This window comes from Brevundimonas sp., assembly GCF_018608325.1.
GTDB lineage: Bacteria > Pseudomonadota > Alphaproteobacteria > Caulobacterales > Caulobacteraceae > Brevundimonas.
In genome coordinates, this window is record NZ_JABAZW010000087.1 from 1 (window position 1) to 12,893 (window position 12,893).

The 12,893-nt window shown below is 66.6% G+C and carries 8 protein-coding genes and 1 pseudogene; 1 reads left to right on the plus strand and 8 read right to left on the minus strand.

Going from position 1 to position 12,893, the window contains the following annotated elements; translation table 11 throughout:
* The 6 genes and pseudogenes from QZ281_RS08750 to QZ281_RS08775 form a co-directional block, all read right to left on the minus strand.
* Positions 1-813: pseudogene (locus tag QZ281_RS08750) on the minus strand (acetyl-CoA C-acyltransferase); the annotation flags it as partial.
* Positions 810-1,718 carry a MaoC/PaaZ C-terminal domain-containing protein gene (locus QZ281_RS08755; RefSeq protein ID WP_292227267.1) on the minus strand — a complete coding sequence of 303 codons (909 nt, stop codon included), beginning with the start codon at positions 1,716-1,718 and terminating at the stop codon, positions 810-812. The pseudogene QZ281_RS08750 and the gene QZ281_RS08755, both read right to left, overlap by 4 nt.
* Positions 1,715-3,043, minus strand: a complete 1,329-nt coding sequence (locus QZ281_RS08760; protein WP_292227269.1) for a 3-oxoacyl-ACP reductase — start codon at positions 3,041-3,043, stop codon at positions 1,715-1,717. The genes QZ281_RS08755 and QZ281_RS08760 overlap by 4 nt, the downstream gene beginning before the upstream one ends.
* Positions 3,043-5,535 (minus strand): acyl-CoA dehydrogenase, encoded by a 2,493-nt coding sequence (locus QZ281_RS08765; protein ID WP_292227271.1) that lies wholly within the window; start codon positions 5,533-5,535, stop codon positions 3,043-3,045. The genes QZ281_RS08760 and QZ281_RS08765 overlap by 1 nt, the downstream gene beginning before the upstream one ends.
* Before the next feature lie 76 nt (positions 5,536-5,611).
* Positions 5,612-6,049: a DUF2147 domain-containing protein gene (locus QZ281_RS08770; protein ID WP_292227272.1), complete on the minus strand. Its 438-nt coding sequence runs from the start codon at positions 6,047-6,049 to the stop codon at positions 5,612-5,614.
* Positions 6,049-6,750 (minus strand): Coq4 family protein, encoded by a 702-nt coding sequence (locus QZ281_RS08775; RefSeq protein WP_292227274.1) that lies wholly within the window; start codon positions 6,748-6,750, stop codon positions 6,049-6,051. Before QZ281_RS08775 ends, QZ281_RS08770 begins: the two co-directional genes overlap by 1 nt.
* Before the next feature lie 160 nt (positions 6,751-6,910).
* Between QZ281_RS08775 and QZ281_RS08780 the strand changes: the two genes are divergently transcribed.
* Entirely contained in the window at positions 6,911-7,525 is a 615-nt protein-coding gene (locus QZ281_RS08780; RefSeq protein ID WP_292227277.1) for a TetR/AcrR family transcriptional regulator, read from the plus strand.
* A gap of 217 nt (positions 7,526-7,742) precedes the next feature.
* Here QZ281_RS08780 and QZ281_RS08785 read toward each other — a convergent pair whose 3' ends face one another.
* Both QZ281_RS08785 and QZ281_RS08790 read right to left on the minus strand, forming a co-directional pair.
* Positions 7,743-10,382 carry an alpha-L-rhamnosidase gene (locus QZ281_RS08785; RefSeq protein ID WP_292227280.1) on the minus strand — a complete coding sequence of 880 codons (2,640 nt, stop codon included), beginning with the start codon at positions 10,380-10,382 and terminating at the stop codon, positions 7,743-7,745.
* Between the two features lie 113 nt (positions 10,383-10,495).
* The gene (locus tag QZ281_RS08790; protein WP_292227283.1) at positions 10,496-12,796 is read right to left on the minus strand and encodes a TonB-dependent receptor; all 2,301 of its coding nucleotides are present in this window, start codon (positions 12,794-12,796) and stop codon (positions 10,496-10,498) included.
* Positions 12,797-12,893 lie beyond the last annotated feature (97 nt).

Consider the following 12,893-nt stretch of genomic DNA (forward strand, 5'->3'; position numbering starts at 1 on the left):
GGCCACAGCCAGTGCAACCACAGCTACGACAATGGCCGCCGTCAGGGTGCCGTTCTGACGGTCGAACACCGGCTTCATCGTCGCCAGTTTGGCCGGATCAATATCGGGCCGCAGGTTATTGTCGCGCTTCAGCCCGCGATAGGGAATGACCATGTCGTCGAACAGACCGGCCTCCCATGCGGCGGCGGCGTTGCGGTGGCTGGCGACGGCCAGGGCGTCCTGATCCTCACGCGCGATGTTCCAGCGCTTGGCCATCAATTCACAATGTTCGCCCATCGACAGACCGGTGCGGGGTTCGGCGTTGCGCGGCGGTTCAGGCTTGAACGGCGCGGTCAGGCCTGCGCCCAGCAGGGCCTTGATCCGACCGCCGGTCGTCTTTTCCCGATTCGCGGCCAGCAGGGCCTTTCGGAACTTCTCGTTCAGGCCGATGGGCGCGTCCGAAGTCGTGTCCACTCCGCCCGCGATCCCGACCTCGATCTGGCCCAGGGCGATCTTGTTGGCGACCAGAATGGCGGCCTCCAGCCCGGTGCCGCAGGCCTGAGACACATCATAGGCCGGGGTGTCGGCGCCGATGCTGGTCCCCAGCACGCTTTCGCGGGTCAGGGCGATGTCGCGTGACAGCTTCAGCACCGCGCCCGCCGCCACCTCGCCCAGTCGCTGGCCGTGCAGGTCGAAACGGTCGGCCAGCCCCTGCAGGGCGGCGGTCAGCATGTCCTGATTGGACGCCTCGGCATAGGCGGTGTTGGACCGCGCGAAGGGAATGCGGACGCCGCCGATGATGGCCACGCGGCGCGGTGCGGACAGGGTCGTCATGATGATGGAGCCTCTGACGGCGATGATGAAAAGTCGGGCGACAGGTTCAGCCGCCCCCGCATATGGGTGCGCGCACCGGCCATGTCCCGCACCTCAAACAGAGTGATCGTCCTGATCGGCGGCGCGGCCTGAAGCACGATCGTGTCGCCTAAAAACACAGGCGAGCGGAAGCTGGCCTCGACCTCCGCCGTCTCCAATGGGGCTTGCGGCGACAGGGCGGCGATGGCGCGCGCCTTGGTCCACATGCCGTGCGCGATGGGTCGCCGAAACCCGAACAGCCGCGCGCCGATGCCCGAGGTATGGATCGGATTGGCGTCGCCGGACACCGCCGCATAGCGCCGCCCCAGATCAGGCGCGGGGCTCCAGGTCTCCAGCACCGACGCCACCGGCTGATCGTTCAGAACAGGCATAGGCGCGCCCTGTCCCTTCGGCCCCAGCTTCAGATAGAGGCTCTGGCCTTCCCACACCGTCTGGCCATCCCGCGTCGCTTCGGTCGTCAGGGCGAAGGCCTGCCCCTTGTCGTGTGCCAACAGGGGCCCGACGCGCGTGGTCAGGATCAGACGCTGACCGGCCTCAAGCCGCGCCATCTGGCGGATGCGGTTGTGAACATGCACCAGCCCCACCGCCGGATAGGGGAAGTCCGCACCCAGCATGATCCGCATCTGCAGTGGAAACGACAGGATATGCGGCCAGGTGATCGGCACGCCCTGTTCGGATGAGAAACCACACAGACGGGCGTATGCGTCGATGACCTCCGGCTCCAGAACCACCTCTCGCTGCAGCGCCCGGCGCGGCAGCACCGGCTGGGCAGGCGTCTTGCGCAGCAGGCCGCGCACCGCACCGCCGACCACCGCCAGACCGGACAGAGGTGCGTCGAACCGTTCGACCACGTTGTTCCCGGTCATGCGCCCAGCAGGCTCTGGCCGCAGACGCGCACCACCTGCCCGTTGACGCCGCCCGACTGCGGCTCGGCCAGCCAGGCGATGGTCTCGGCGACATCCACCGGGTGACCGCCCTGTCCCATGCTGTTCATCCGCCGCCCGGCCTCACGAATGGCGAAGGGAATGGCGGCGGTCATCTGGGTTTCGATAAAGCCCGGCGCCACCGCATTGATGGTGATCCCCTGCGCCGCCAGTTGCGGGGCCAAGCGGCGAACCGCGCCGATCCAGCCCGCCTTGGACAGGGCGTAGTTGGCCTGCCCCGCATTCCCGGCGATCCCGCTCAGCGAAGACACGGCGACAACCCGGCCGTTCGCACGCAGCCCCCCGCCCGCGACCAGCGCCTGGGTGATCGTCAGGGGGGCCGTCAGATTGACCGCCATGACGCTGTCCCATTCGCGCGGCTCCATCCGGACCAGCGTCCGGTCGCGCGTGATGCCCGCATTATGGACCACAACATCATAGCCGCCCCGCGACTGCGCATCGGCCAACAGGGTTTCAGCGGCGTTCGGCGCCGTGATGTCCAGCAACAGCGGCTCGACCCCGATCTCCGCCGCCAGATAGGTCAGACGCACCTCCGCCCCCGGCAGATCCAGCGCCGTGACGCGCGCGCCCTCGGCGGCGAACAGACGGATGATGGCCTCGCCTATGCCCTGCGACGCGCCGGTGACCAGCACACGCCGTCCGACATGACCCAGAGCATCAGGCGCAGCCGCAACGGGCGCAGACACGCGGATCGGCTGACCCGAGACATAGGCCGAGCGCGGCGACAGCAGGAAGGCCAGAGTGCTTTCGGCCGCATCTTCTGCACCCGCATCGACATAGACCATGTGCACGCCGATGCTGCGCCGCGCCTCCTTGGCCAGCGAGCGGACGAACCCCTCCAGACCGCGCTGGATCGCCTCGCCCTCGGCGTCCATCATGGCGTCCGGCGGGGTTCCGATGACGACGATGCGTCCATGTTCGACCACCGACCGCACCGCCTGATGGAAGAAGCGATACAAGGTCTGGACAGATGCGGCGTCAGCGCAGGCCGTGGCGTCGAACACCAGTGCGCCGTAACGCACATCCGGCGACCAGTCGGCATGGACCACCTGCGCGTTGGCGACGGCAAGACGGGTCAGGACAGCCGCCATCCGCCCCTCTCCATAGCCGCCCGACAGCAGCGGCCCGACAACGCCCGCCCCCGCATCCGCCCGTCTTTGCAACGGCGCGGGGCGCGGCAGGCCCAGAGTTCCCGTCAGCCAACCTCCGACGCCCGAGTTGGCGAAATCCAGATAGCGGTCGCTCATCAGGCCGCCTTCTTCTTCGTCTTGGCCAGGGCCAGCGCCGCCTCACGGCGCGCCAGACCAGCCGCCATGTCGAAATCAGCCGGGAAGTCGTCGACCTGAATCGCCTGATCCGCATAGGCGGCGAAACGACCGATCAGTTCGCGTTCCTGCGCGTCGATCAAACCCTTGCTTTGGGCCTCTGCCGCCCAGTCGGCCAGCAGGGTCAGGTTCTGGGGCGCGCGTGTAATCCGGCCGCTGCGGATCGCATCCTTCAGCCGCCGTTCGATGGCCTCCACCTGCGGATACAGGTCAAAGGCGGCGATGGTGGCGGCGATAGGATCAACCTCGACCCGCGCGGTCCATGATCCGGCGACCAGACGGTCACGCGCCGAGCCGTGAACCTGGATCAGACCCGCAACGGCGGCGGCGCAGCGATCATTCGGTCCCGGCGTGTTCAGCCCGAACGGCGTCCCGACCAGTTTCAGGAACAGGGCCGCGCCACGATTGGGGTGGTTGGCCAGAAGGCTGCGCCATGCCGCGCCCGCCCGCGCCAGCGCATCCTGCGCAGCCCAGTGAACAAAGGGCAGGTCCTCTGCGGGGCGGCCTTCATCCTCGAACCGTTTCAACACGCTGGTCAGGATGAACAACTGGGACAGGATGTCGCCCAGACGCCCCGTCAGCGCGCCCTTGCGCTTCAGCGCCCCGCCGACGGTCGCCATCGACAGGTCCGACGCCAGCGCCAGCAGGGTCGAGAGCCGCGTCGTCGCCCGATAATAGCGCCTCAACTGGGGCGCCGCATCGACCGGCGCACCGATGAAGACGCCGCCGGTCAGGCCGAAGGTCAAAGCCCGCGCCATGTTGCGGAACAGGAAGCCGACATAGCCGAACAGGGCCGCATCAAACGGCTTCACCTCGCCCGCGCCCGCCGTCCGCATCAGGGTCAGGACATAGGGGTGGCAGCGGATCGCCCCCTGACCATAGATGATCAGGGTGCGGGTCATGATGTTGGCGCCCTCGACCGTAATAGCGACCGGAATCTGCTGATAGGCGCGGGCCAGGAAGTTGCCCGGTCCCATGCAGACGCCCTTGCCGCCGATCACATCCATGCCGTCGTTGATGACGGTGCGGGCGCGTTCGGTGACATGATATTTGGCGATGGCCGAGACGACCGAGGGCTTTTCGCCCTGATCCAGCGCCGCCGCCGCCAGACGCCGCACGGCGTCGGTCGCGTACAGATGCCCCGCCATTCGGGCCAGGGCCTCCTGCACGCCCTCGAAGGCCCCGATAGGCTGGTTGAACTGACGGCGGATGGCGACATAGGCCCCGACCATGCCGACGGCCAGCTTGGACATGCCGACATTGGATGACGGCAGCGAAATCGCCCGCCCCGCCGCCAGACATTCCATCAACATCCGCCAGCCCGCGCCGACCTGTTCGCGTCCGCCGATCACCATCTCCATCGGCACGAAGACATCATCTCCGCTGGTCGGACCGTTCTGGAAGACGGCGTTCAGGGGCCAGTGGCGCCGCCCGATGTTCACGCCCGGATGATCGCGCGGGATCAGCACGCAGGTGATGCCCGGCTCAGCCTCGTCGCCCAGCAGGCCTTCCGGGTCGATGGCGCGGAAGGCCAGACCCAGCACGGTCGCGACCGGCGCCAGAGTAATGTAGCGCTTGCGCCAGCTGATGCGGAAACCCAGCGTCTCCTCGCCGTTCCACATCCCCTTGCAGACCACGCCCGTGTCGGTGATCGAAGCAGCGTCCGACCCGGCATAGGGGTTGGTCAGGGCGAAACAGGGGATCTCCTGCCCTCGCGCCAGACGCGGCAGATAGTGGTTCTTCTGATCCTCGGTGCCGTAGTGCAGCAGCAGCTCCGCCGGTCCCAGCGAGTTCGGCACCATCACCGACACCGCCGCCGCCGAACACCGGGTCGACAGCTTCTGGATCACCTGACTGTGGGCATAGGCCGAGAAACCCAGGCCGCCATAGGCCTTGGGCACGATCATGCCCAGGAACCCCTTGTCCTTGGCGTAGGCCCAGGCCTTGGGCGACAGATCCTGCCAGACCGAGGTGGTCTCCCAGTCGTTGGCCAGATCGCACAGATGTTCGGTCTCGACGTCCAGGAACCGCTGCTCCTCGGCTGTCAGGCTGGGCGCGGGCGTGGACAGCAGGCGCCGCCAATCAGGCTTTCCAGCGAACAGTTCAGCATCCCACCAGACATTGCCCGCCTCGACCGCCGCCTGTTCGGTGGCGCTCATGCGCGGCATGATCTGGCGGAAGCCCGCCATGGCCGGACGGGACAGAATGGCGCGCCGCAGCGGCCTGAACGTCAGCAACAACAGGATCGGCGCGGCGACCGCCGCAAGGATCACCGCCGTTTGCGGCGCAACGACCTCAAGCCCCCAGCCCGCCAGAATCCAGCCGATGACCGCCAGCGCCCACCACGCCATCCGCGCCTGATGAAATGTCAGGATGAAGCCGACGCCCAGCGCGGCGCAAATCCAGATCACCATAGTCCCGCCCCCAAGGCCGCCGACCCCAGCAGCGGCACAGCCATTCAAAATTCGATCAAAAGCCCCGCAACGCCTGTCAGCGCAGGCGGGTCCAGGTCTGCGTCCGGCACAGCAGCGGCGCGATGCAGCCCCGCACGGCCAGACGATCTGCGCTGACCAGTTTCAATGTGCCGGTCGGCGCCCCCTGCCCCGTTTCGGGGTCATACAGAGGCCCGCCGCTCCACTCCTGCGGCCCGCCGGAAAAGGCCTGCAGCACCAGAACACCCTGAAGCGGGCGATCCCGCAGGGCGGCGTTTCTATTCCTGACGTCGCGCTGATCCGGGTTGGTCCGCAGGGCGGCGGCGTCGATCAAACGCCCACACAGACTGGCGCCGCACCGCTCGATCACGACCACGCCGTTCTGTGCTGAGGTACGCCAGCGGCCCAGAACAACATCCCCGTCCTGCGCTGCCGCAGGAACAGCGGCCAGAACCGCGCCCGCCACCGTCGCCAGCAACATCAGGCCGCGCGACATCAGCCTTTTCCGCCCTGATAGGCGTTGCGCACGGTCGGCGGCACCCGGTCATAAAGCGTCGGCGGTGCGATCTTCAGACGACGACGCGCCTCATCCAACGGTTCGGCCAACAGCTTTTCGTAATCCTCGCCCGGCAGCCAGGCCGCCCGACGTCCATTCCGCCACGCCTGCAACACAGCCCGCGCACACGGATAGCCGGTGCGGGCGCGCATGAACTGGACCGCTATGCCGCCCGCGATCAGGCCGAAGCCCGCGCTGCGGGTCTGGGGCAGCGAGAACGCCACCACACAGGCTTCGCCCAGCGCATCAGAATGATGGCCGGTCAGCACATGCCAGATGTCGTGAACATCCCGCAGACGCCGCGCATACCAGGCGCGCGGATGCGCGGCCTCAATTTCGGTGTCGGCGACCTTGCGGCTGTCTTCCGCCAGCCCGTAGGCGGTGAAGTTCTGCGGATCGATGAAGGCGCAATAGGCGGCGCCGACCGTGCCGGGCTTGAACTGCGCCAGCCATTGGCGGTCCTGCAGCAGGTCCGACAGCTCCAGCCGTTCATAGGCCTGCTTGCCCCCCGCCGGAGTGTCCATCATGCGGCGATAGCCCCAGTCCGGCGAACGCCCCGACAGGGCGTTCATGATCTCAAAGACCTGACGGGTGTCGTCCTTGTCCGCCACCAGTCCGCGCAACGCCCGGAAAGCCCGCACAGGCTGCACCCGGCGCAACGTCGCTGCGGACGGCGGCCGCGACGTCAAACCTGTCCCGGAGCCCCCCTCCAAAGAGGGCGAAATTGCTGAAATCGCTTGCACTTGCCCACACCTCCCAAGAAGGTTAAACAGGCTATCTACATTATTGTCATTTACAGCCATGTCAATTGCAAAAATAGCCGCCCCACGCCGTCGCCGACGCACGCCCGACGAAGCCCGTCGCGAGGCGGTCGCCTCAGCACGTCGTCTGCTGCTGGCAGGCGGGCCTGACGCCATGACCCTGTCGGCGGTCGCGGCGGACATCGGCGTGACCCACGCCAACCTGATCCACCATTTCGGCTCGGCCGCCGGGCTTCAGTCCGCCCTGATGGGATCGATGGTCGCCGACCTGAACCAGGCGCTGGCGACCGCCGTGGCGCGTCTGCGCACCGACGAGGGCGCGCCGATGGAACTGGTCAACGCCGTCTTCGACGCCTTCCTTGAGGGCGGCGCAGGGCGGTTGGCCGCCTGGATCGCCATGTCCGGCGATCTGTCGCATCTGGAGCCGGTGCGCGAAGCCGTTCAGGATCTGGTTCACGCCATCAGCGAAAAGATGGGCGAGAGCGGTCATGCGCGTGAACGGATCGGCTCCGCCGTCCTCTTCATCGCCCTTACGGCCTTTGGCGAGTCCCTGATCGGCGACCCGCTGCGCAACATGCTGGACCAGCCCGAAAACGCCACACGCTCCGTCGTGGCCAGCCTGCTGCCCTATTTCGTCGGTCGAGCCGAGGCCTGAACCAGTCGACCAGAGACTGCATCAACACGACCTCAGGGCGAATTCGTATTGACATTTACGTTCATAGAGCGATGCTGATACGGCATGGACGGGCCCGCGCAAGCTCCAAGCGTGCGCCGTCCAGGCGAGGTTCCTGCTAAGAATCCCATGACCTTCCCGTCCAGGCTCGTTCTGGACGGGCTTTCTCACCAGTCCCATCAAAGCATCGGTTCAAAGGCTATACTGGCCGCTTGATCTTCAAGCAGTGTCGCCCTGAACCAAGATGCAGATGCCGATCATCGCGGCCATGATTACTGCGAGAAAAAGGCGTGTATCGGGCCTGCGCCCCCGCTGGAATCTCCACGTCGCAGGTCCAGCCGTCACCTACCTCTCGCCAGTGGACGGAGACCAGACCATAGGGCGTATCGAGTTCAGCATACGCGTGGGCCAAGCCGCCCCCCGGTTCAGGCGCGATAAGGATTTGGGAATCCTGCGGCTGCGACAGGTCCAGCGACAGACCTGCAACGGCGGAATACAGCCACGCTGCAACTGCGCCATAGGCATAGTGGTTGAACGACACCATGGCGCTGCCGGTCGACAGTTCGCCGATGTTCAACGAACCGTCCGGGCGAATGGCGTCCCAGCGTTCCCACATGGTCGTTGCGCCCTGATCCACCGTATAGAGCCAGCCGGGGCAGTCGCGGTTGAGCAGCAGGCGATAGGCCGTATCGACCTGTCCTGCGGCCTGCAGAGCCGACAGGATCAGAGGCGTGCCGAGGAAGCCGGTGCCGATCCGCCAGCCATTGGCCGCGACCAGGTCCGCCAGACGCTGCCCGACCGCCATGCGCTGGTCTTCAGGCGTAAGGCCGAACGCCAGGGCCAGCGCGCATCCGGTCGGCGTCGTCTGCGCCTCATCTGACCAGCGGCCCCAGGCGGCGACGCGGGTGCGGGTCTGCAGATCGCGATAACGCACGGCATCCAGATCGCGCCCCAGCAGGGCGGCGGCGTCCGCAACCCGGCCTGCGCTGTGGGCCAGATAGGCGGTGGCGGCCAATCCGCTGTCAGTCTTTGACAAGTGCGGCTTGTCGACCGGCGCATCCGGGTCCAGCCAGTCGCCCAGTTGGAAATCTCCACTCCAGACGCCTTCAGGATTCAGACGCTCTGCGCACCAGTCGATCCAGGCGGTCATCGACGGATACTGGCGCGCCACCGCCCCGACATCGCCATAGGCGCAATACAGATCCCACGGCATGACGGCCGTGGCGTCGCCCCACCCCCCCACGCCCCACGCCCGCGCATCACGGCCCAGCAGATTGGGCGCCGCAACCGGCACGGCTCCGTCTTCACGCTGCTCCAGCGCCAGATCGGCCAGCCAACTGCGCAGGAAGGTGCGGCTGTCCGCGTTCAGACAGGCCGTCGGGGTGAAGACCTGAATATCGCCCGACCACCCCAGACGTTCATCCCGTTGAGGACAATCGGTCGGGATCGACAGGAAGTTCGACCTCTGGGACCATACGACATTGTCGAACAAACGGTTCAACGCTGGATCGGAACAGGCGAACCGCCCGGTCGGGCGCAGGTCGCTGGCGACCGCTTCGACGGTGACGCTTTCGATCACCACGCCCGTAGAAGTCGTGATTTCGGCATGGCGGAAACCGTGCCAGGTGAAACAGGGCCTCAGTTCGATAACGCCCAGCCCGTCCAGCACATAATCATCCGCCGCCCGTGCATGGCGCAGCGGCGCGACATAAAGCGCGCCGGCATCGTCCAGCAGTTCGGCGTGACGCACCGTGATGGTCCCGCCGCGAGGTCCGCGCGCGCGAATGGCCAGATGACCGGACAGGTTCTGTCCCGTGTCCAGCCGGATCACCGCGCCGAACCCTTCATCCTGTTCAGGAAGCTGCAGCGGCCATGATGCGACGACGCGCACGCCCGGCATATCGCGCGCCTCCAGCCCCGGCGGCAGGTCGAGCGCCGCCACCGCCTCCCAGCCGCTGTCGTCGAAACCGGGCATCCGCCAGCCCTGCGGCTCCTGCGTCAGATCAAGACTGGAGCCATGATAGATTTCAGCCGCCCGCAGGCCGCCATAGCCGCCGCGCCAGTCTTCGTCGGTGTCCACTCGCACCCGCGAACCATTGGCCAGTTCGATCTCCAACTGGGCCAGAAGCGCCGTCGTGTCGCCATAGATGTTGCGGAACAGAAACTCGGTCAGATCGCCCCGGAACCAACCATCGCCGACGGCTGCGCTGATGACATTGGCGCCGGGCTGCAGCAGCGCCGTCACATCATAGGCCGCAAACAGAAGGCGCTTGGAATAGACCGTCCAGCCCGGATCAAACAGGTCGGGCCCGATGCTGCGGCCATTGATCTGCACATCATGCAGGCCCAGCGCCGTGACATAGAGCCGGGCCTGGGTCGGCGCACTGTCCAGATGAAAGTGGCGCCGAACAAGCGGGACCGGTCCCGCCTCGCGCCGACCGACATTGGACAGGGGCGAGATCGGGCGGGCGGTCCAGTCGTCACGTGACAGCAGTGTGGCCTCGACGCGGCGCTCCTCGCACCAGTCGGTCCAGCCCTGACTGGTTCGCGCCCGCACCCGCCACCACCGCACCTCACGGCTATTGAGGGACGGTGCAGGCCAGGGCGCCAGATAGGGGCGCGTCTCCTCGACCAGACCGGAGCGCACCACGTCACACGTGAAGGCGGGATCAGCCGCGACCTCGATCTCATAGCCGGTCTGCAGAACCCCATCGACGTCGGCGGCCAGCTTCCATGACAGGCGGGGCGCGGCATGGCCGGTGGCGATCAGACCGGAATCGTCATCAATGCGCGCTTCGACGATGCGGACGGCCTTGGCCGATTGCTCAGAGGGTTCCATCACCGCTTCCTCCAGAATGCGAAAACCCCGCCGACGCTGCGGCGCCGACGGGGCGGTCGTAGGTCAGACCAGCGCAGGGAGCCATCCCCTCACCGGCCGCAACACAGGGGCTGTTACAGACGGAACCGCACCGTCAGGCCATAGGTGCGCGGCTCGTTGACGAAGGCCGACAGGCTGCCGACGCCGCCGGGCGTGCCCAGACCCGACAGATAATAGTCGCCATTGGTCAGGTTGCGCCCCCACAACTGGATGCCGACACCGTTGGAGAAGGCCAGTTCCAAACCCGCGCTCAGGGCGTCGGTGTCCTTGTTGCGGAAGGCCTCGGTCAGGGCCAGGTCCGTGTAATAGGACGAAGAGTGACGCCAGGTGACATTGCCCAGCAGGCTCATCTGATCCGTCAGCGGCTTGTCGAAGCTGGCGCCCAGCACATAGGTCCAGCGCGGGGCGTTCGGCGGCGTGCGGCCAGTCAGATCCTGCGCCGCGCCCAGCGGGCAGGCCAGGCCGGGGCCGCCCAGCGGGTTGACGAAGCCGCAGCCCGCCGGAAGGGGCGCGCCGGGGAAACTTACGTATTTGGCGTCCAGATAGTTGACGCTGCCGTTGAGCGACAGCCAGTCGTTCAGGCGCAGGATCGCATCCAGTTCTGCGCCGCGTGACCGCACCTTGGCGGCGTTCAGCGTCAGGAAGCTGGAGGTGCGGCTGTCGAACGACTGGACCTGCTGATCGTTCACCGTCTGGGTATAGACGGCCAGATTGGTGTTCAGGCGACCGTTGAACAGGCGCAACTTGGCGCCCGCCTCATAGGCGTCGGTCGTCTCCGGGTTGACCACCGGGCTGACCACCGACGGCGGCGCCGACAGAGACAGGTTGATGGCGGCCGATTTATAGCCGCGCGAATAGCGCAGATAATAGTTAGCGGCGCGATTCGGCTGGTAGGCGATGCCCGCCGTCCCCATGAGCGCATCATCGCTGGTCTTGGCGCTGCCCGCGAAGGTGCCGGTGCCGGGCGCGGCCCAGCTTTCCGATGACTTCTCTTCGTTCAGATAGCGCAGCCCGCCGGTCAGGCGCACCGTGTCCGTCAAGTTCGCCGTCGCCTGACCAAAGACCGCATAGCTTTCCGCCGTCTGGTGGGCCGAGTTGTCGATCTGATTATAGTGTTGCAGCGGTCCCGCAGGCGGCACGAACAGGCGCACCGGCAGAACGCCGAACTCGCCCAGTTTCTGATGGAAGTAATAGGCGCCGACCACATACTCCAGGAAGCCGCCGGCCTGGTTCTGCAGGCGCACTTCCAGCGAATCCTCGGTGACGCGGCTGGACGGCTTGGACTGCAGGTTCAGCACGGTCGCGTTCATGCCGTCGACATCCAGATCGGTGTCGGAGGCGAAGCGGCGGTGCGCGCCGATGGCCGTCAGGGTCAGGGAGCCGATGTCGCGATCAAGCTGCAGCGAGACGCCGCGGTCGGTGTTCTTCTCGCGCGAAGGATCGTTCTGGTAGGTGCGGCGGTCGAACGGACGATAGAAGGTTCCGGCGATGCGCCCGTCGCTGGGCGAAACTCCGCGCGTCGCGCCAGTCGGCACAGTGGCGCCGAAGAAGACGCTGCTGGCGGCGGCGTCGGTGACGAACAGCGGCAGGTAGGAACAGCAGCGGTCGTCCACGACTGAATAGTCGGCGATCAGGCGCAGGCGCGTGGCCTCATCCGGCTGCCACAGCAATTGCCCGCGATAGCTCTGACGATCGCGGGCGTTGACGTCGCCTTGCGGCAGCAGAGGCGCATCAATGACGCCGTCACGCGAGTTGTGGGACACGGCGAAGCTGACGGCCAGCTTGTCCTCGATCAGCGGCGCGCTGAGCGACATGCGGGCCTGAACGGCGTTGTAGTTGCCATAGGTTCCCTCGACATACATCCGCCCCTTGTTCAGGTCCGGAGCCGAGGTCGAGATGTTGATGGCGCCAGCCGAGTTGTTGCGCCCGAACAGGGTGCTCTGCGGACCGCGCAGAACCTCGACGCGCTGGATGTCCAGCAGGTCCTGAAGGGCCGCGCCCGGACGGCCGCGGAAGACGCCGTCGATATAGACGCCGACCGACTGCTCGAAGCCGCGGTCGGTCACGGCGGTGCCGATGCCGCGAACCGTGAAGACGCCCTGGCTGGGGTTGGAGGACTGGGTCACCAGCAGGCTGGGCGACACATCCTGCACATTGGACAGGTTGTTGATGTGCGCGGCCTGAAGCTGCTCTCCGCTGAGCACCTCGACCGAGGCCGGAACACGCTGCAGCGTCTCGGTGCGGCGCTGGGCCGTGACGACGATATCGCCCACCTGCGACGGTTCAGGCGCGGTCTGCGCGATGGCGGCGGTGGAGACCAGCGCGGCGGCGCAGGCCAAAGCCAGGGTAGAGGCGGATGTCATCGCCTTCGTCATTCGTATCCTCCCATATGGGGCGCCCACGCGGACGCCGCAGGGATTGCTTGTGCATCCCATTGCCGGGACGATATCATAAACTTGCTGTACGAACAGC